General features: G+C 67.6%; 20 protein-coding genes. 12 read left to right on the forward strand and 8 right to left on the reverse strand.

Going from position 1 to position 19,545, the window contains the following annotated elements; translation table 11 throughout:
- Positions 1-14: 14 nt before the first annotated feature.
- The gene (locus ABE472_RS11075) at positions 15-458 is read right to left on the reverse strand and encodes a helix-turn-helix domain-containing protein (RefSeq protein WP_313212390.1); all 444 of its coding nucleotides are present in this window, start codon (positions 456-458) and stop codon (positions 15-17) included.
- 75 nt (positions 459-533) lie between these two features.
- On the opposite strand from ABE472_RS11075, the gene ABE472_RS11080 reads away from it, so the two are divergent.
- The 10 genes from ABE472_RS11080 to ABE472_RS11125 all read left to right on the forward strand — a co-directional run bounded on the left by ABE472_RS11080 (position 534) and on the right by ABE472_RS11125 (position 11,152).
- The gene (locus ABE472_RS11080; RefSeq protein ID WP_346466190.1) at positions 534-1,880 is read left to right on the forward strand and encodes an MFS transporter; all 1,347 of its coding nucleotides are present in this window, start codon (positions 534-536) and stop codon (positions 1,878-1,880) included.
- Complete coding sequence (locus tag ABE472_RS11085) at positions 1,802-2,236, forward strand: VOC family protein (protein ID WP_313212388.1); 435 nt, start codon at positions 1,802-1,804, stop codon at positions 2,234-2,236. The genes ABE472_RS11080 and ABE472_RS11085 overlap by 79 nt, the downstream gene beginning before the upstream one ends.
- 256 nt (positions 2,237-2,492) lie before the next feature.
- On the forward strand, positions 2,493-3,110 hold the full coding sequence (imuA, locus tag ABE472_RS11090) for a translesion DNA synthesis-associated protein ImuA (RefSeq protein WP_346466191.1): 618 nt from the start codon (positions 2,493-2,495) through the stop codon (positions 3,108-3,110).
- A 9-nt stretch (positions 3,111-3,119) separates the two neighbouring features.
- Complete coding sequence (locus tag ABE472_RS11095) at positions 3,120-4,535, forward strand: DNA polymerase Y family protein (protein ID WP_313212387.1); 1,416 nt, start codon at positions 3,120-3,122, stop codon at positions 4,533-4,535.
- Entirely contained in the window at positions 4,532-7,633 is a 3,102-nt protein-coding gene (locus ABE472_RS11100; protein WP_346462553.1) for an error-prone DNA polymerase, read from the forward strand. The genes ABE472_RS11095 and ABE472_RS11100 overlap by 4 nt, the downstream gene beginning before the upstream one ends.
- A gap of 111 nt (positions 7,634-7,744) precedes the next feature.
- Entirely contained in the window at positions 7,745-8,251 is a 507-nt protein-coding gene (locus ABE472_RS11105; protein WP_070470806.1) for a hypothetical protein, read from the forward strand.
- Positions 8,252-8,362: 111 nt separating this feature from the next.
- Positions 8,363-9,130: a YggS family pyridoxal phosphate-dependent enzyme gene (locus tag ABE472_RS11110; RefSeq protein ID WP_070470808.1), complete on the forward strand. Its 768-nt coding sequence runs from the start codon at positions 8,363-8,365 to the stop codon at positions 9,128-9,130.
- Positions 9,127-9,249 carry a hypothetical protein gene (locus ABE472_RS11115; protein WP_302476400.1) on the forward strand — a complete coding sequence of 41 codons (123 nt, stop codon included), beginning with the start codon at positions 9,127-9,129 and terminating at the stop codon, positions 9,247-9,249. The genes ABE472_RS11110 and ABE472_RS11115 overlap by 4 nt, the downstream gene beginning before the upstream one ends.
- A gap of 70 nt (positions 9,250-9,319) precedes the next feature.
- Positions 9,320-9,475, forward strand: a complete 156-nt coding sequence (locus ABE472_RS11120) for a hypothetical protein (protein WP_167390404.1) — start codon at positions 9,320-9,322, stop codon at positions 9,473-9,475.
- Between the two features lie 369 nt (positions 9,476-9,844).
- Positions 9,845-11,152, forward strand: coding sequence for a chloride channel protein (locus tag ABE472_RS11125; RefSeq protein ID WP_070470811.1), 1,308 nt, complete (start codon positions 9,845-9,847; stop codon positions 11,150-11,152).
- Positions 11,153-11,165: 13 nt separating this feature from the next.
- Here the strand turns inward: ABE472_RS11125 and ABE472_RS11130 are convergent, their stop codons facing one another.
- From ABE472_RS11130 to ABE472_RS11140, 3 genes are all read right to left on the reverse strand, one after another.
- Positions 11,166-12,152 carry an MDR family oxidoreductase gene (locus ABE472_RS11130; RefSeq protein ID WP_346466192.1) on the reverse strand — a complete coding sequence of 329 codons (987 nt, stop codon included), beginning with the start codon at positions 12,150-12,152 and terminating at the stop codon, positions 11,166-11,168.
- A gap of 86 nt (positions 12,153-12,238) precedes the next feature.
- Positions 12,239-12,709 carry a lysozyme inhibitor LprI family protein gene (locus ABE472_RS11135; RefSeq protein WP_313212383.1) on the reverse strand — a complete coding sequence of 157 codons (471 nt, stop codon included), beginning with the start codon at positions 12,707-12,709 and terminating at the stop codon, positions 12,239-12,241.
- A 258-nt stretch (positions 12,710-12,967) separates the two neighbouring features.
- Positions 12,968-13,597: a TetR/AcrR family transcriptional regulator gene (locus tag ABE472_RS11140; RefSeq protein WP_313212382.1), complete on the reverse strand. Its 630-nt coding sequence runs from the start codon at positions 13,595-13,597 to the stop codon at positions 12,968-12,970.
- Positions 13,598-13,727: 130 nt separating this feature from the next.
- Between ABE472_RS11140 and ABE472_RS11145 the strand changes: the two genes are divergently transcribed.
- The gene (locus ABE472_RS11145) at positions 13,728-15,224 is read left to right on the forward strand and encodes an MFS transporter (protein WP_313212381.1); all 1,497 of its coding nucleotides are present in this window, start codon (positions 13,728-13,730) and stop codon (positions 15,222-15,224) included.
- 7 nt (positions 15,225-15,231) lie between these two features.
- On the opposite strand, the gene ABE472_RS11150 is transcribed toward ABE472_RS11145, so the two are convergent.
- The 3 genes from ABE472_RS11150 to ABE472_RS11160 all read right to left on the reverse strand — a co-directional run bounded on the left by ABE472_RS11150 (position 15,232) and on the right by ABE472_RS11160 (position 17,292).
- On the reverse strand, positions 15,232-15,819 hold the full coding sequence (locus ABE472_RS11150) for a hypothetical protein (RefSeq protein ID WP_346466193.1): 588 nt from the start codon (positions 15,817-15,819) through the stop codon (positions 15,232-15,234).
- 108 nt (positions 15,820-15,927) lie between these two features.
- Entirely contained in the window at positions 15,928-16,728 is an 801-nt protein-coding gene (locus ABE472_RS11155) for a trypsin-like serine protease (protein WP_346466194.1), read from the reverse strand.
- Between the two features lie 84 nt (positions 16,729-16,812).
- On the reverse strand, positions 16,813-17,292 hold the full coding sequence (locus tag ABE472_RS11160; RefSeq protein WP_346466195.1) for a MarR family winged helix-turn-helix transcriptional regulator: 480 nt from the start codon (positions 17,290-17,292) through the stop codon (positions 16,813-16,815).
- A 54-nt stretch (positions 17,293-17,346) separates the two neighbouring features.
- Between ABE472_RS11160 and ABE472_RS11165 the strand changes: the two genes are divergently transcribed.
- Positions 17,347-18,831, forward strand: coding sequence for an FAD-dependent oxidoreductase (locus ABE472_RS11165; protein WP_346466196.1), 1,485 nt, complete (start codon positions 17,347-17,349; stop codon positions 18,829-18,831).
- 13 nt (positions 18,832-18,844) lie between these two features.
- Here the strand turns inward: ABE472_RS11165 and ABE472_RS11170 are convergent, their stop codons facing one another.
- Positions 18,845-19,525, reverse strand: coding sequence for a hypothetical protein (locus tag ABE472_RS11170; protein ID WP_313212376.1), 681 nt, complete (start codon positions 19,523-19,525; stop codon positions 18,845-18,847).
- Between the last annotated feature and the right edge of the window lie 20 nt (positions 19,526-19,545).

Below are 19,545 nucleotides of genomic sequence, written 5' to 3' on the forward strand. Positions count from 1 at the left end.
CAACCCGCGCGAAATCAGGGTGACAGGGGCTTCATCACCCGGGTGTCGGCGCCCTCAACCACCTGCCCACGCTGGTCGCGCGGCTGCATCGGCGCCAACGGCAGCCCATCGCTGTCGGCTTGCAGCACCGAGCGTGGCTCGCCGGGCGCGAACAGGAAGGCCTCGCCCCATTGGCGCAGCGCCACCACCAGCGGGAACAGCGCGCGACCGCGCTCGGTGAGCACATATTCCTGATAGCTGCGGCCTTCGCCCAGCGGCTGCTGCGTCAGCACGTCCGCCTCCAGCAAGGCCTGCAGGCGCTGGCTGAGCATGCTGCGCGACATCCCCAGGCGGCGCTGGAAATCGCTGAAGCGGCGCACCCCGTCGAAGGCCTCGCGCACGATCAGCAGCGACCAACGGTCGCCGACCAGATCCAGCGCGCGCCCCACCGGGCAGGGGGTAGTGGCATCGGTTGTCATGTGCGGCCTCCTTTCGAGGTTTCATTTTAGAACCAAATACTCCAGAATCAAATGGTTCTGTTTTGAGACTACATCATGCCGCTCCCTGCCTCCGCCTCGCGGGCATCCACCTCCCCGCTCCCCTCCGCCTTGCTGATGCTGTTCGCCTGCGCCGCCGGTTTGAGCGTGGCCAATGTCTATTACGCCCAGCCCTTGCTGGATGCCCTGGCCGCCGATCTCCAGATCAGTACGTCCCGCATCGGCGCGGTGATCGCCGCCACCCAGCTGGGTTCGGTGGCGGCGCTGCTGTGGGTGGTGCCACTGGGTGACCGCGTGGACCGCCGCCGCCTGATCGCGATCCAGACCATTGGCCTGGTGCTGGCCCTGCTGGCCGTCGCGCTGGCGGCGCAGGCCTGGAGTCTGTTGCTGGGCATGCTCGCAGTGGGCCTGCTCGGCACCGCGATGACCCAGGGGTTGATCGCCTATGCCGCCGCCGCTGCAGGCGTGCACGAGCGTGGCCGCGTGGTTGGTGCCGCACAGGCGGGCGTGGTGGTCGGGTTGTTGTTGGCACGCGTCGTGGCCGGCGCAGTCGCCGATCTGGGCGGATGGCGGGCGGTGTACCTGCTCTCGGCAGCGCTGATGGTGGTGACGGGCGCGCTGTTGTGGGCGCGTCTGCCACGGCTGCCGGCCTCGACTGCATCCACCGCACGCACCGGGGTGATCGCCTTGCTGCGGCAACAGCCCGTGCTGCGCCAGCGCGGCGTGCTGGGCCTGCTGCTGTTCACCGTGTTCGGCCTGTTCTGGAGCAGCATGAGCCTGCCGCTGGGCGCGCCGCCGTATGCCCTCAGCCACACCGCCATCGGCGCCTTCGCGCTGGTCGGGCTGCTGGGTGCGTTGGCGGCGGCACGCAGTGGGCACTGGAGTGACCGGGGCCATGCCGGGCGGGTCACCACCGGCGCCCTGTGGCTGATGCTGCTGAGCTGGCTGCCGATCGCCGCGATGTCCCACCACCTGGGCTGGCTGGTGCTCGGCGTGCTGCTGCTGGATCTGGCGGTGCAGGCGCTGCACGTGACCAACCAGAGTCGGATTCTGGCCGCAGCCCCGCACGCGCAGGCGCAGGTGATCGCCGCCTACATGCTGTTCTACGCTGCCGGCAGTGGGCTGGGGGCGCTGGCCGGCAGTGCGTTGTATGCCGCGTTCGGCTGGCCCGGGGTCTGCATGGCGGGTACCAGTGTGTCGCTGCTCGCGCTGGTGGTGTGGTGGGCGATGCCGGGTTATCACGCCATCACCGGTGGTCATGAGCCCTGCCCGGTTCCGGGCGGATCGCGGCTCGATAATGACCGCTCACGTCCCGGAGCCGCCGCATGCCCCCACACCGCCACTTCGATCAACTCTGGCGCGACCGCAACGACACCTCCCGGCAACGCAGCCCGCGGGTGCTGATCCGGGTGTTCGTCGGCCCGGGCGAACTGGAAGCACGGGTGGCGTTCTACGAGCAGTTGCAGGGCCTGGTCGCCGATGCGGGCTTTCCGTTCCCCGAGGCCGGCCTGCGCCTGGCGATGGTCGGGGCATTCCTGCTGATCGAGGGCGCGCCGGACAAGCTGGCTCCGTTCACCTCCACCACCGGCACGCTGCTGGTGGATGACGTGCAGCCCTATTACGACCGGCTGGTGGCGGCCGGGGCGCAGATCATCTTTCCACTGCAGGTCGTGCCCACCGGCGCGGCCTTCAACGCCGTGCATCCGGACGGCACCGTGGTCGAGTACGTGCACCACCGGCCCGATCCGCAGGGGCGCTGAGTAGATCCTCGCCATGCGTGGATGCCCTCCATCACGCGCGTGGCCATCCCATCTGGCGCGCTGCCATTCCGCTCTCCTGAAGCATTCATCACCCTCAACCGGTTCGGAATCCGGCCGCCGAATTCGTTAGCATTTTTACTAATTGCGGGTAGGATTGTCGGTCTCAGCCTTTGACACGCGTGCTGCCGATACTCGCCGCCATGCCCTTGTTTCCTGCCCGTTTCCGCCTGCTCCAGCCCTGCCGGGAGGCCCGCTGATGGGCGCCGTGCTGGCCCTGGACCGGCTGCTGGAAACCCGCCGGGTCTGCCGGGGGCAGCCGCGTGCGGCCTTCCCCGAGGTGGCCCCGCACCCGACCGGCCACCCGGCGCTGGATGCCCGACTGCCCGGCGGTGGCTGGCCGCCCTCGGCGCTGTCGGAGGTGCTGCTGGCCTCGCCCGGGGTCGGTGAGCTGGCCCTGGTCTGGCCGACGCTGGCGCGGCTGAGCCAGCAACAGCAGACCGTGGTGCTGATCGCCCCGCCGCACCTGCCGCATGCCCCGGCCTGGGCCCGCGCCGGGCTGGCACTGAACCAGGTGCAGGTGGTCCAGGCCAGCCCGCGCGATGCCTTGTGGGCCGCCGAGCAATGCCTGCGCTCGGCCGCATGTGCGGCGGTGCTGTGCTGGCCGCAGCAGGCCGATGACCGCGCGCTGCGCCGGCTGCAGGTGGCGGCCGAAACCGGCCAGTGCCTGGGCTTTTCCTTCCGCGATGCCCGGCATGCGCGCAACCCCTCCCCGGCCGCGCTGCGCCTGCAGCTCGACGATGGCCAGGTGCGGGTGCTCAAGTGCCGCGGCGGGCTGGCACCGGCGCAGCCGCTGCCGCTGGCCGTGGCTCATTGAGCCGCCGCCGTGGACTGGGCCTGCCTGCTGCTGCCGCACCTGGCGCTGGATGCCGCCCTGCGCCAGCAACCGGACCCGGCTGCGCCGCTGGTGCTGGTCACCGGCCCGGCGCAGCGACGCGTGCTGCATGCGGTCAGTCCCTCGGCCCGGCAGCTCGGGCTGCGCCGCGGCATGCTGCTCTCAGCTGCGCAGGTGCTCACCCGCGACATGCTCACCGTGGAGTACGACCCGCGCGCCGAACAGGCCACCCGCCAGCTGTTGGCCAGTTGGCTGTACGGCATCAGCTCGCAGGTCAGCCTGGATTTCCCGCACGCGCTGGCACTGGAAATCCGGGCCAGCCGCGCGCTGTTTGGTGATTGGCCGAAGGTCGAGCAGCGGTTGACCCGTGGCCTGACCGAACTGGGTTTCCGCCACCGGCTGGTGGCCGCACCGAATCCGCATGCCGCCAGCGTGCTGGCCCGCGTGCATGGCCGGCTCGGCGTGGGTGCGCACCAGGTGGAGGCGGCGCTGGCCCAGGTGCCGATCGAACGCAGCGGGTTGCCGGCCGAGGCGGTCACGGTGCTGGCGCGCTCGGGGTTGCGCACGCTGGGCGCGGCGTTCGGCCTGCCGCGCGAGAGCCTGGCCCGGCGCTTCCCGCCGCAGGTGCTGGCGCACCTGGATGCGCTGCGCGGGATCAGCACGCCGCCGCTGCGCTATTTCCAGCCGCCGGACCGCTTCGATGCGCGCATCGAGTTCGAGTACGAGGTCGAGTCCACCCAGGCCATGCTGTTCCCGTTGCGGCGCCTGACCGCCGATCTGGCCGCATTCCTGTGCTCGCGCGATGGCGGCGTGCTGCAGTTCGATCTGTGGTTCGAGCACGAACACCACCCCGATACGCGCCTCTCGATCGGCCTGCTCGCGCCCGAGCGCGAACCGGCGATGCTGTTCGAACTGGCCCGCAACCGTGTGGATCATCTGCAGTTGCCAGCGGGCAGCCGCGGCCTGCGCCTGCAGGCCGAGCAACTGCCGCCGTTCGTCCCGGCCGCACGCGATCTGTTCGACCCGCGCCCGCAGCAGGCGATGCCGTGGGAGCAGCTGCGCGAGCGTCTTCGCGCCCGGCTCGGCGATGACGCTGTGCAGGGGCTGGGGCTGCGTGCCGACCATCGGCCCGAACGCGCGACCGGTGACGCCCAGGGCGCGCCCAAGCCCCCGCCCCCGGTGCTGCCGATGCGCCCGGGCTGGCTGCTGGCCCAGCCGCAGGCGCTGCAGGATCCGCACCTGCGCATCCTGTCCGGGCCGGAGCGGATCGAATCGGGCTGGTGGGATGCCGGCGACATCCGCCGCGACTATTACGTCATCGAAACGCCGCAAGGCCAGCGCGGCTGGGCGTATACCGCCGCCGATGCACGCAGCGGACCGTTCATGCTGCACGGCTGGTTCGCATGAGCGCACCGCTGCCGGGATACGCCGAGCTGCATTGCCTGTCGGCCTTCAGTTTCCAGCGCGGCGCGTCCATCGCCGAGGAGTTGTTCGCGCGTGCCAAGGGCCAGGGCTACCACGCGCTGGCGATCACCGATGAGTGCTCGCTGGCCGGTATCGTGCGCGCCTGGCAGGCTGCGAAGAAGCACGCACTGCCCCTGATCACCGGTGCCGAATTCCAGCTGGAGGACGGCCCGAAACTGGTGCTGCTGTGCACCGACCAGGGCAGCTACGCCGCGCTGTGCCAGTTGATCACGACCTGCCGCCGGCGCGCGCCCAAGGGCGAGTACCGCTGCCTGCGCAGCGACATCGAACCGCTGCACGCCGGCCTGCTGTGCCTGTGGGCAGACCCTGCCCCGGGCATCGAGGATGCGCAGTGGCTGCAAGCCTGCTTTCCGCAGCGGCTGTGGCTGGCCGTTGAACTGCACCGCGAGGCCGATGATCGCGCGCGCCTGCAGCGCCTGCGTCGTTTCGGCCGCGACCAGGGCATTCCACTGGTGGCCAGCGGCGATGTGCACATGCACGTGCGCCGCCGCCGCGCGCTGCAGGACACCCTCACCGCAATCCGCCACCACTGCACGCTCGGCGAGGCAGGCTGGCGGTTGTTCCCCAACGGCGAGCGTCACCTGCGCACCCGCCAGGCCCTGGCCACGCTGTACCCGCCCGAGCTGCTGGCCGAGACCCTGCGCATCGCCGAGCGCTGCCACTTCGATCTCAAGCAACTGAAGTACACCTACCCGCGCGAACTGGTACCGGCCGGCCACGACCCGGCCAGCTGGCTGCGGGTGCTGGTGGAAGAAGGCATGCAATGGCGTTGGCCCGCGGGCGAGACGCCCCAGCAGCGCCACCAGATCGAACACGAACTGGCGCTGATCCACACCAAGCAGTACGAGTCGTACTTCCTGACCGTGCACGACATCGTGCGCTTCGCGCGCCGGCAGCAGATCCTCTGCCAGGGCCGTGGCTCGGCCGCCAATTCCTCGGTGTGCTACGTACTGGGCGTGACCGAGATCGACCCCAGCGAGATGGAGCTGCTGTTCGAGCGCTTCATTTCCGCCGAACGCGACGAGCCGCCGGATATCGACATCGACTTCGAACACGAACGCCGCGAGGAAGTGCTGCAGTACGTGTTCAACCGCTACGGCCGCGAACGCGCCGCCTTGACTGCCGTGGCGATCAGCTACCGGGGCCGCAGCGCGGTACGCGATGTGGCGCGGGTGCTTGGCCTGCCGCCGGACCAGGTCAACGAACTGGCCGCCTGCCTGGACCGCTGGAGCAGCCATGAGCCGCTGCCGGAGGCCTTGCGTGAGCGCGGCTTCGATCCGGAGACCCCGCTGATGCGGCGGGTGGTGGCGCTGACCAGTGAACTGGTCGATTTTCCACGCCACCTGTCCCAGCACCCCGGCGGCTTCGTGATCTCCGAACACCCCCTGTCCACGATGGTGCCGGTGGAAAACGCGGCCATGGCCAACCGCACGGTGATCCAGTGGGACAAGGACGACCTGGATGTCACCGGCCTGATGAAGGTCGACTGCCTGGCGCTGGGCATGCTCACCGCGGTACGCAAATGCCTGGCGATGCTGGAAGCGCATGGCGGACCGACGATGACCATGGCGAAGATTCCGCAGGGCGATGAGCCCACCTACGACATGATCTGCCGCGCCGACACCCTGGGCGTGTTCCAGATCGAGTCCCGCGCCCAGATGGCGATGCTGCCGCGCATGCAGCCGCGCTGTTTCTACGACCTGGTGATCGAAGTGGCGATCGTGCGCCCCGGCCCGATCCAGGGCGACATGGTCCACCCGTATCTGAACCGAAGGAAGAAGCTCAAGGAAGAAGGCATCGAAGAGATCGACTACCCACCCGCGCTGGAGAAGGTCTTCAAACGCACCCTGGGCGTGCCGCTGTTCCAGGAACAGGTGATGCAGCTGGCGGTCGCCGCCGCCGGCTTCAGCCCCGGCCAGGCTGACGCACTGCGCCGCTCGATGGCCGCCTGGAAGCGCCACGGTGGGCTGGAGCCGCACCGCGACAAACTGCTCGCCGGCATGGCCGCCAACGGCTACAGCCGCGAATACGGTGAGCGCCTGTTCGAGCAGATCAAGGGCTTCGGCAGTTATGGCTTCCCGGAAAGCCACGCGGCCAGCTTCGCGCTGATCACCTATGTCAGCTGCTGGCTCAAGTGCCATCACCCCTCCGCATTCGCCGCCAGCCTGATCAACAGCCAGCCGCTGGGGTTCTATACCCCGGACCAGATCCTGCAGGACGCGCGCCGTCATGGCGTGCCAGTGCTGCCGGTGGATGTGCGCTATAGCGACTGGGACTGCACGCTGGTGCCGCCCACCTCGCCAGGCCGGCCATTTGGCATCCGGCTGGGGCTGCGCCTGGTCGATGGCTTCAGCGAGGCGGTCGCCACCGGCGTGGTGCAGGCGCGCCACCGTTCGCCCTTTGAGAGCGTGGCCGACCTGAGCCAGCGCGCACAGCTGGACCGTCGCCACCAGGGCCTGCTGGCCGATGCCGGTGCACTCAAGGGCCTGAGCGGCCATCGCCATCGCGCGCGCTGGGACGTCTCCGGCGTGGAAAAGCCGCTGCCGCTGTTCGACATGGCCCGCGCCACCGCCGAAGCCGCCGTCGCGCTGCCGCTGCCCAGCGCGTTCGAGGACATGCAGGCCGATTACAACACCACCGGCACCACGCTGGGCCGGCACATGGTCTCCTTCATCCGCAGCCAGCTGCGCCAGCGCCGCTGCCACCGCTCCGACGAACTGGCCGCCCTGCCGCACGGGCGCAGCGTGCGGTTTGCCGGGCTGGTACGCATGCGCCAGCGCCCGCAGACTGCCAGCGGGGTCACCTTCCTCACCCTGGAAGACGAATGCGGCATGGTCAATGCGGTGGTCTGGCGCAAAATCGCCGACCGCCAGCATCGCGTGCTGGTTGAAGCGCAACTGATGCAGATCGACGGCCGGCTCGAGCGCGTGGACGGCGTGCAGCACCTGATCGTCCGCCAGATGCACAACATCGACACCCTGATCGACGGCGTGCGTACCCACAGCCGCGATTTCCGCTGAGCCATCCCGTGACCAACCTCACGCTCTGAATGTAATCCCAGACTTTTCCGACTGGTGCCGTGAAGGGCGTATCCGGTATGGTCGCAGCCTTCCAAGGATCCGGAGAACCCCATGTCGCGCGCGCTGACCGTCACCACGCTGGTCGTTTCCAGCCTCGCCCTGATCGTTTCCGGTTGGACCGCGCTGCGCCTGCACCAGAGCCAGTCCGAGGAGCGTGTCATCACCGCCCGTGGCGTGGTGATCCGCGATGCCAGTGGCCAGGCGCGGGTGATTCTCGGCGCCCCCGTCCCCGATCCGCTCACCAAGGGCATCACCCAGGGGCCGCGTGCGTCACCGCTGTCAGGCCTGATCCTGCTGGGCGCCGATGGCTCCGAGCGTGGCGGCTACGGCACCGCCGATGTCGGCGACGAGGCCATCCTCACCCTGGACGATGCCACCGGCACCACCGAGGTATTCAAGGTCACCGCCAACCCGGATCGCGGCGCCACCCTGGTCGTCAAACACCAGAACAGCACCGGCGCGATGCTGACCTCCTGGCAGGGCAAACCGGAACTGATCTTCCTCAACGACGACGAACAGACGCACTACGTCAGCCCGAACGCCGCCGCCGCGCCCTGACATCGGCGGGCGGTGATTTTCGGGTAGCGCTATGACAACCTGTCCGTTGTTACGGGACCGCCCTGCTGGCGCGCCGACGCGCCGCAGCCGTCCCCGCTTCCGGAGCTCCCCATGCCCATCGCTGCCCCCACCTGGCCCCAGGCCACCACTGTCGACGAGATCCGCCACAACCTGGCGATGGTCCGCGAACGCATCGCCCGCGCCTGCGCACTGGCCGGCCGCGACCCGGCCGGCGTGCGCCTGCTGCCGGTCAGCAAGACCGTCGATGAGGCCCGCCTGCGCCTGGCGTGGGAGGCCGGCTGCCATGAGCTGGGCGAGAACAAGGTGCAGGAAGCCCAGCGCAAGGCGGCGGCGATGGCCGACCTGCCCGGCCTGCGCTGGTCGGTGATCGGCCACCTGCAGACCAACAAGGCACGTGACGTCGCACGCTTCGCCAGCGAGTTCCAGGCGCTGGACAGCCTGCGCGTGGCACAGGCGCTGGATCAGCGGCTGGAACTGGAGCAGCGCACGCTGGATGTGTTCGTGCAGGTCAACACCTCGGGCGAAGACAGCAAGTACGGCCTGGACCCGATCGAGGTCGCCGACTTCGTGCAGCAGTTGCCAGCGTTTCCGAATCTGCATGTGCGCGGGTTGATGACCCTGGCGGTGTTCTCCCCGGATCCGGAACAGGTGCGCCCGTGCTTTGCGCGCCTGCGCGAACTGCGCGACCGGCTGCGCCCCACCCTGCCGACGGGCATCAGCCTGGAGGAGCTCTCCATGGGCATGTCAGGTGATGTCGAGATCGCCATCGAAGAAGGCGCGACCGTGGTGCGCGTGGGCCAGGCCATCTTCGGCGCGCGTTCGACGCCGGACAGTGTCTACTGGCCGACCCCGACATGAGCGGCTATCGCCTGCAATCGCAGCAGGCGGTCGGTGAGCAGCGGCGGCTGCACAGTGGTCCGGATGGACTGAAGGTGCTGAGCAGCGAGGCGGTTTATCGGGATATCCCTGCGCCATGAACGGGCGCACCCCGGATTCACTTCAGCGCACCCATCGCACGCCGATGCGCCGGCCGACACCGGATGTGCCATGCTCGCCTCCGTTGCAACCCACCTGGAGAGCGTCGCCATGGCCAAAGGCCTGAACAAACAGAAAGAGCAGAAGAAGAAACCTGCCAAGACCGCCAAGGAAAAGAAGGCGGAAAAGAACGAAAAGAAGACCACCCGCGGTTTCGCCCCGGTCTGACCGGCGGCACCTCCGCTTACATCGCGGGCATCATGGGAGTGCGGCCACACCACGGTGTCCCGCAGCTCCTCCCGATGTCATCGCGCAACCACCGGGCGGAAGTCCAGCGGGCTCATCGCCGTGACCGCCTTGAAATGGGCATGGAAGCTCGAGCGACTCATGCACGCAACGCGCGCCACCTCATCGGTACGCCAGACACCGCTGAAATTCGCCCGGATCCACACGATCGCGCGGACACTCGCGGCACGTGAACCCGCAGCGTGCCTGCCCGGGCACCGCGCGGGCACCGCGCGGGCACCCGCGCTTGAAAGCGCAAACCGACAGATTCGGTGAAGAGGACCGGCGAATCACCGTGGGATAATTCGCCCCATGACCTCGCCAGACCCTCAACGCCCTCTCCTGTCCAGGGATGCGTGGAAGCGCCGTGCGGCCCTGTGGGGCGGTGCCGTGGCTGTCGCCCTGGTCGCGATCGTGTTTGCCAAGGCCAGCGATGCGGCCTTCCGGGTCTTCCAGTCGATCATCGCCCAGTCGATCTGGTGGGCGCTGCTGCTCACCCCAACGGTGTTCGCGTTGTTGGCGTGGCTGACCAGTGGTGCGCTCAAGCCCACCCGCGGCAGCGGCATTCCGCAGGTGATCGCGGCCCTGGAGATCCCGACGCCCACGTTCCGGCGTGACAATCTCTCGCTGGGCGTATCGGCCGGCAAACTCGCCTTGACCACGCTGTCGTTGCTCGGGGGCGCCTCGGTCGGCCGGGAGGGCCCTACCGTGCACGTCGGTGCCAGCGTGATGTACATGTTCGGGCGATGGTTCGGGTTCCGCGATCCGAAAGAGCTGTCCCACTTTCTGCTCGCCGGTGGCGCAGCCGGCATCGCGGCGGCCTTCAATACCCCGCTGGCGGGCATCGTGTTTGCCATCGAAGAACTCAGCGGCCGCTTCGAGCACCGCTTCTCCGGCACGCTGCTCACCGCGGTCATCGTGGGTGGCGTGGTGTCGCTGGGCCTGCTCGGCAACTACACGTACTTCGGCAAGGTGACTGCCACGTTGCCGCTGGGGCAGGCCTGGCTGGCGATCGTGCTGTGCGGCACCGTCGCGGGACTGCTTGGCGGCCTGTTCGCCAAAGCCGTGCTGCTGACCATGGAAGGCAGACCACGCTGGCTGGGCACGCTGCGCCAGCGCCATCCGGTCCTGCTGGCCGCGCTGTGCGGGCTCGCCCTGGTGCTGCTGGGCGCCGCCTTTGGCGCAGGGGCCTTCGGCACCGGCTACGAGCAGGCCAAGGGACTGGTGCAGGGAGCGCCCTCGGTGGGTCACGAGTTCGGCCTGATGAAGCTTGTGGCCAATCTGGTCTCCTACGTCGCCGGTATTCCCGGCGGCCTGTTCTCGCCCGCCCTGGCCGTCGGCGCCGGGCTCGGCCACAACCTCGCCGCCCTCATGCCTTCGGTCGATGAACGCATCTTCGTGCTGCTGGGGATGTGTGCCTACCTGACCGGCGTCACCCAGGCACCGTTGACCTCGGCGGTCATCTCGCTGGAGCTGACCGACAGCAGCGATATGCTGCTGCCCATTCTGGCCACCGTGCTGATCGCGCGCGGCGTCTCCGGCCTGGTGTGCCGCGTGCCGATCTACAAGGCCATGGCCGAACAGCTGGTCAAGCAGCTGCCGGGCCCCCACCCGGCTTAGTGCCGCGACAGGATCACGCGTTGACGTCGACCACAGTGCGGCCCTGTACACGCCCCTGCAGCACCTGGTCGGCCAGCGCCGGCACCTCGGCCAGCCCGATCATCTGCGTGGTGCGCGCCAGCTTGCCAAGGTCCAGATCGGTAGCCAGGCGCGTCCAGGCCTGCTCGCGCGCGGCGTAAGGCGCGTTGACCGAGTCGATGCCGGCGAGCGTCACGTTGCGCAGGATGAAAGGCAGCACCGAACCCGGCAGATCCGCACCTTGGGCCAATCCGAAGGCCGCCACCACGCCACGATAGCGCGTCTGCGCCAGCACATTGGCCAACGTGTGGCTGCCCACCGCGTCGATCGCACCGGCCCAGCGTTCCTTGGCGATCGGTGCACCTGGCGCGGACAAGGTCGCCCGATCGATGATCTCGGCCGCACCCAGCGCCTTGAGATACGCGGACTCCTCCAGCCGACCCGTCGATGCAACCACCCGATAGCCCAGCGTGGACAGCAGTGCGATCGCGATGGAGCCGGCGCCGCCGTTGGCCCCGGTGACCAGGATATCGCCGTGATCGGGACTCACCCCGCCGTGCTCGAGTGCCAGTACCGAGAGCATCGCGGTGTAGCCGGCGGTACCGACCGCCATCGCATCGCGGCTGGAAAGTGCCGCGGGAATCTTCACCAGCCACTCGCCGGGCACGCGCGCCTTCTGCGCATAGCCTCCGTGGTGGGTCTGGCTCAAACCCCAGCCGTTGACCAGCACGCGATCGCCCGGGGCAAACCCGGGGTGGGTCGACGTTTCAACCACACCGGCCAGATCGATACCGGGAATCAGCGGAAACGTGCGGATCACCGGCGAGCGCCCGCTCAGCGCAAGGGCGTCCTTGTAATTCACCGTGGAGTACTCCACGGCAACGGTGACGTCGCCGGGCATCAGATCCTGCTCGGTCAGCGGGACGACACCGGCCGCGATGGTATCGCCGGTCTTGGTCGCAAGGAGGGCGTTGAAGGACATGGGATCTCCGGTTCCTGTGCATGAGGGACAGTGCAGACAGGACCAGTGTGCGCACCTGGCCGTACCGACGCGTTAAACGGCCCCGGCTAGCGCCCGCTCATGGGATAGGACCCGGCGCACACGTCACCCTCCTCGACCCCGCCAACCCAGGCCTTGAGCTGCTTGATCCGATCCAGGGTCAGCTGCTCGTATTCACCGCTCTGGCACATCGGCAGCACGCTCCCATAGTCGTCTGGAGACGGATACCGCGCCGCGATCTGGGCATCGCGGAACACCAGCCAGGCGCGCTGGGCTGCCTTGAACCGTTCCAGGAACACCGTGTCCTGGGCATTGAGCGCCAGCACCTTGGCATAGATCCGATTGAGCTCGGCATCGGCGCGCTGCGCGCTGTTGCTGGCACATTGGTTGAGCCCGGCCTGCGACTGGTTCGGGCTGTCGCAGGCCATGCCATCGGAGGTATGCGGTGACGCCACGGCCCCGACAGCTGCCTTGGGTGCCTGGGCGTATGTCGCCCCCACCGGGGCCAGCGCGCAGACAAGGAGAAGCGAAGGAAGCATGCGCATTGGATCCGCTCCACACGGGACAGCGGGGAGGCCGCCACAGGCGGATTAACCGCGCCGATCCGTGAAATCCACGTGACTGCGCTTGCTTCCCCAGCACGGTTGCAATCGTGGCTGCCAGCAGCGCCCGCTACGTGTGTCGGCGTCTTCGGGCGTGCGGCCGCGCGCGATGTCGTGCTGCCGCAACCACGCGGTGATCTCCGCATACAGCGCGACATTGGCGATGGCATTGCCACGGTGAAGTTGTCCACCGGCTCAGCCGCGCTTCTTAGGGCGCACGGATGGTCTTCGAGCGCCGACCATCGCCAGACAATCCTCCACCACAGCCGCACTGAATGCCGCCGCATCCTGCTCCGGTGTCGCGATCAAGTCATCGGTTGCGCCATGCACACCGGCATAGATCAACGAGGCCGTCACCCTGGGACTGGGCAGCTGCCATAGCCCGGATGCCACCCCCACTTCCAGGATGCCCTGCAACTGCTGAAGGAGCGCATTCCGCTCGCGGTTGGCTCGATCAAGATGATGATGGTTGGCGTACACCACGTCGTGCACGGCATGGGTCCGGGCATAGAGGGCGATGCTCGCTTCGATCCAGGCGCGCAGGCGAGCCTCTCCATCATCCGCCGGATGCTCTTGCATCGCCTGCTCCAGTGCGTCCACGAAGCGCTGCGTGTAGCGCTCCGCCAGGGCTCTCAGTACATCCGTTTTTGAAGCGAAGTAGGTATAGAACGTGCCCTTGGCCACATCGGCGGCAGCGACGATCTCGCTGATCGTCGTCTGTTCCACCCCGCGCGACAGGAACAGCGTCTCGGCCGCATCCATCAGTTCTTCGAGACGGATGGAGGCGGGTTTGGTGCGTGGCCTGGCCGGGGCTGGGGTCTGCATCGTGGGTATTGAAAGGGGAGCGATGGGTGTCGGTAGTGTAATCCGCCGAGACAGATGACTGACCGTCGGTCATTGACCGACGGTCAGTCATTATCTAGGATAAGCGCGGTCGCTCTACAGGCTCCGTCCCATGCAGCACTTCAAAAAGCCAGCGTTGGTGCTGGCCGCATACCTCGGTACCTTCCTTGCCTCGCTGGACATCAGCATCGTCAACGTCGCGCTGCCGACGCTGCAACGGGCGTTGCAGACCGACCTCGCCGGGCTGCAGTGGGTCATCAATGCCTATGCCATCGCGCTGTCCGCTTTCATGCTCTCGGCCGGTCCTCTCAGTGACCGCCATGGCCATCGCCGGATGTGGCTGGCGAGCGTGGCAACGTTCATTGCCGGATCACTGGTCTGCGCGTGCGCCACCGATCTGCCGGTCCTGGTGATCGGCCGCACGATCCAGGGCGTGGCGGGAGCGCTGCTGATCCCCAGTGCGATGCCCCTCCTCACCCATGCGTTTCCGGACCCCGGCCAACGGGCGCGCGCCATCGGAGGATGGTCCGCCTTCAGCGCGCTGGCGCTGGTGCTTGGGCCGTTGCTGGGCGGCCTGCTCGTACAGTGGACCGGATGGCAGAGCATCTTCCTGATCAACCTTCCGTTGGGGGCGGTGGCACTGGCGCTGGGCGCCTGGAGCATTCCCGAGCGACGTCATCCTCAGCACGCGGCCATGGATCCCGCTGGGCAGATCCTCAGCACGCTGGCCTTGGCAGCCCTCTCCTACGGGCTGATCGGTATCGGCGGGCGCGGGTGGTCCGCACCCGCTACCTGGTTCTCGTTGATCACGGCGCTGGTGGCATTGTTGGCGTTCTCGCTGGTACAACGTCGGGTCACGCGCCCGCTGCTGCCGCTGGATCTTTTCGCCGACCGTCGCTTTGCCCTGCTCAATCTCGCCTCGTTCGTGCTCGGCTTCACTGCCTATGCCAGCCTGTTCTTCCTTTCATTGTTCTTCCAGCAGGTACAGGGAAAGACCGCGGCACAGGCCGGATGGCAGCTGGCCCCTCAATTCCTGGTGATGGGCGTGGTGTCGTTGATGTTTGGCCGCATTGCCGTGCGCCTCGGGCTGCATGCGGCGCTGGCGTGGGGCTATGCATTGGCAGGGCTGGCGCTGTGTGCGATGGCCCGTTTCACTACGGACACCGCCGGAGGCTTTGCCACTATGTGCCTCATGGCGCTGGGAGCAGGCATGGGTCTGGCGGTGCCAGCTACGGGCATGGCGGTCATGGCGCGCACCCCACCGGAACGCGCAGGTATCGCCTCAGCCACCATGAATGCCCTGCGCCAAGCCGGGATGAGCCTGGGCATCGCATTGCTTGGCAGCCTGATGAGCCTGTGGGCCGTACAGCAGTTCCGTACCACTGCGACGGCAACCGGGCAGTTCGTGCTCGCACAGCACGCGCACAGCATGATCCAGCACCCGGCTGCCGTTACGGGGTCCTTGCCAGCAGTGATTTACCGCAGCGCGATGGCCGGTGGCTTCGCCTGGGTGATGGGCATCGCCGGCATCTGCATGCTGGCTACCGCTTTCGCACTTCACCGGCGTACGCCGACGCGCACAGGCTGCCCTCCAGACGACAGCCCTTGAGGCCGGACTACTGCATCTGCGGCTCGCCCAACGGGCGTTCCTGCCGCTCGTCCAGATCGAACGTGATGTAACGGCGATGGATGAGCTTTGCCCCCATGTCCCAGCGATACGTCTCCACCCCGCCGTTGCCTGCACCGTCGGACAGCAGGCCCACGATGCCACGGGTCAGGTTGTCCGTGAGCAGCACCTGGGCCGCACCATCGGCATCCACGCGCAGGCTCAGGCGATCACGCAGGTGATCCTCGCCCTTCCCCACCGGAGCATCGAAGGCAAGACCTACCAGGCCATCTTCGTGGGTTGCCATCCCACCGCGTTCGTCGCCTTTGGCGTCGTACAGCCAGACGCCGGCTGTGCGCGATCGTCGGCCGGCATCATGTGAATCCTGGCCCATCTCAACGCGCATGACGCCTTGGTCATCCAGCACAACGATGCGACGGGCGCGGACTTCATCAACGGTGAGAGCACCTCGCGGCGCCATCGACAGTGCGATGACCGCCACCGTCAGGCCCACGACAAGCACTGCAAGCGCGACAGTCAACCAAGTGAGGCGGCGTACGGAAGTGCGAAGCACATCCAGCGGTTCCACGACATCCATGTGAGTGATGCTCCCTTGCTACTGGCGTCTGGATCATAGCCCAGGCATCGGAGCTGACGTCGTGCTGGCGGCGACGCCAGTCCGCCAGATCCTGCCCTCCAGCACTGCCTACGGCTGCTCGGTCATCACGCGCTCAATCCAATCCGCGTAGTGGCTCATCCGCACATTGCAGGTCACCTGACCATAGCGCCCGGGTCGAGCCGTCAGCACATTACCCTGCACGACCTTCCAGGCGCCCTGCCCGGCCAGCAGCCATTGGCCATCGCGCTCGATGAGCACCGGACCACCGCTGTCGCCGTTGCCCAGCACGCCCTCGAGGGGCAACGCTTCCGGCGGTTCGTCGAACACGTAGCAGAGCCAGCGGTCGTAGGCACTGGTGATCCGGTTGAACGCACGCCGGAGCTCGGTGCGATTGGGGCCGTTGGGAGAATGCCCGGTGGCGCCGGTACCCGTTGCACCCTTTCCTAAAATCTTCGCGATCTGACCGGCCTCGTCGCTGTCGCCGTAAAGGGCCACCGGCGCCACGTCGGTGACCGGCGCCTTCAACCGGATCAGCGCAACATCATCGCCCGAGGCGAGAAACACCACGATCAGCATCGCCTCGCCGCTGGCCATGGCCTGATCGATCAACGTCTGCGGCAGCGTCCTGTAGCCGGGATGGGTGATGACGCGCTCAACCTCCCGCGCAGTACCGTTGATCATCACCTGCTTGAGATCGGCCTGCATCGGCAGCGTGTGCGCGGCAGTCAGCACCCACTGCGGTGCGATCAGCGCGCCGTGGCCCTCGCCGGGCATGTCCACGAGGGCGGGAAACTCGGTGGCGGGAACGCGGTACGCGGCATCCTCCACATCGTGGCGAATGACGATGGCACTGGCGGGTAACGACACTGCAAGCAGCAGCGGAAGCAACGGGAATCCTTTCACGTGTAATGCCTTGAGGTTGTGACTGGGCCAAGCGACGAACAGGTGGGCTGAAACGTCCGCGGTGCGTCGTTACGGCTCGCGCTCCCGCGCTTCCAGCGCGCTGGCGAACTTTGCCATCAAACGCACCAGCTCCGATACATCCTGCGCAGGCCAGGAGGCGAAGATCTCCCGGCCGATCCGCTCACGTGCGGCATCCAACCGGTCCGTCATGTCCTTGCCCTTCGGCGCAATGGTCGCCTCACGGATGCGGCGGTCCTGGGGGTTACCGCGACGCGTGACCAGTTCCATCGCAGCCAGCTTGGCCACCTGACGGCTGATGGTCGTGTAATCCCGGCCCAGGCGATCGGCCAGCTCAACCACCCCGATCGGCCCTACCCGTTCGATCACCACCAGCAGCCGGAACAACGCCTGGTCCAGCGTCACGCCCGCCTCCTGGATCAGCCGTTCATCGTTGCGCGGGCGGTTCATCACACTGGCGAGGCTGACCATCGACAGGTGAAGCGACCTCAACTCGGCCGAATTATGTGTATCTTGCACCTTCTTTTTCATCGGCATAGGATCCCCTCCAAGTAAGTGCATATTACACATACCTGGAGCGATGCAATGGGCAACACCCCTGACGTAGTGATCTGTGGCGCCGGCGCAGCCGGCCTCACCCTGGCCATCGAATTGGCCCGCCGTGGCGTGGCATTCCGCCTGGTGGAGCAGCGGGAACAGCCGTTCCATGGGTCGCGTGGCAAAGGTATCCAGCCGCGTAGCCAGGAAGCCTTCGAAGACATGGGCATCGTCGATCAGCTGTTCGCGGCCGGCGGCCTCTATCCGGTCTCGCGCTCGCATCATGCTGATGGCACCCACACGGACGCCGCCGTCATCGAAGCGGCGCCGGCTTCCCCGGCCGAACCGTATCGACAGCCGCTGATGGTGCCGCAGTTCCTGACCGAGTCCGTGATGCGCGACCGCTTGGCGGAGCTGGGGCACCGGGTCGACTTCGGACACGGAGTGATCGGCGTCGAGCAGGACGACACCGGGGTAAGCGTCCGTCTTGCCACGCCAACGGGCGAGCAGACCGTGCGCACGCGCTACCTGATCGGCACCGACGGCGGGCGCAGCTTCGTGCGCCAGGCGCTGGGTATCGGCTTCCCCGGCAAAACGCTGGGCGTGCGCGCGGTGGTGGCCGACATCGTGCTGCAAGGGCTGCCACGCGACGCCTGGCATACGTTCAACCAGGACGACATGGCGCAACGGATCTCTCTGTGTCCACTCATGGGAAAATGCCTGTTCCAACTGCAGGCGCCGGTCCCGCTGGAGGGTGAGGTGGACCTCTCGGCCGACGGCCTCGGTGCCATGGTGCGTGCGCGGACCGGTCGCCATGATCTCACCGTTCTCGACGTGCAATGGGCCTCGGCCTACCAGATGAGCGCCCGGTTGGCAGAGCGTTACCGCGACGGCCGCGTCTTCCTGGCAGGCGATGCTGCCCATACGCATCCACCCACCGGCGGCCAGGGCCTGAACACCAGCGTGCAGGATGCGTACAACCTTGGATGGAAACTGGCTGCAGTGCTGCAGGGTGCACCGGACGCGCTTCTCGGTACGTACGAACAAGAGCGACGCCCCATTGCGGCCTCCATGCTCGGGCTTGCAACCACGCTGCTTGACCACGCACAACGCGGCGACAATCGACGTGGGCGCGAGGTCCAGCAGCTCGACCTCGGGTACGCCGACGCCTCGCTCTCGCTACCTGCCGAGCCCCGAAGTGGGCGTATCACGCCGGGTTGCCGCGCCCCTGACGCCCTTTTGCAGGGTGCGGGGGGTCAGCCAGTACGCCTGTTCGAGGTTTTTCGCGGGACCCATTGGACGTTGCTGGGTTACGAAACCCGCTGCGCCGCCGCACCTGCGCGGAAGGGTCTGCGCATGCATGTCATCGGCCAGGGCGGCGATCTGCGTGATGCGGCCGGACACTTCGCCGAGGCCTACGGTCTGGAGCCGGGTGAGTGGCTGCTGATCCGGCCGGATGGCTACGTGGCTGCTGTCGTTGTTGAGGCAGACATCAACGTGCTTGAAGCACACTTCGAACGGCATGCACCGTGATGCGATGCGCCCCTCACTTGCCGGCAGGGCCAGCCCGGGTTCCCTCGTCGCCCTGCGTCGCAGCACGGCTCTTCGCGAACTCCGGGAAGGTCTCCGCTATCGACGCTTTGTCCGGCAGGACGTAGAACACCCCGCCCCGCTCGAACGTCGCCTGGATGACCTTCTCGTAGAACCCTGGCGACACATTGATGCAGCCATGGGTAACGCGGTTGTCGTCCGGCGAGGGAGATGCCAGACGTTCCACGCGCCTTTCGGCCGGGACGCCCATCGCCGTCGGATGGATGGAGACGGCGGACTCGTAATCCACCCACAGCACGCGACCGGCATCGATCGACGGGCCGTACCCGCCCACGAAGCGACCTGCAGGCGTCGTACGGTCCCGACCCGGAATCTCGCGAAGCGCAAGACCGGCAATACCGGGGGCCGTATGGTCACCGGTGGCCGAGCCGAACAGCCCGGACGCCGCGCCGCGAAGCCGGCCCTCGCCATCGAAAACCAGCACCTGGGCAGCGGCCTTGTCCATGATGGCGAACGGATAGCCCTGGCTGTCCTTGGTGGCAACCACCCAGCCCGCGAGTTCGATCACGGTGTTGGATACTTCCTGGCCTGGCGGGAGTTCATCGACAGCGGCTGTCGGCTGCGCAGCCGCATCCTCGGCGTTTGCCACGCCGATGCTTGCCAGCGCCAGCGCCATGGTCAGTGCGCCGCGAAGGG

This window comes from Stenotrophomonas sp. TWI809 (assembly GCF_039673205.1).
In the GTDB taxonomy this organism is placed as follows: domain Bacteria; phylum Pseudomonadota; class Gammaproteobacteria; order Xanthomonadales; family Xanthomonadaceae; genus Stenotrophomonas.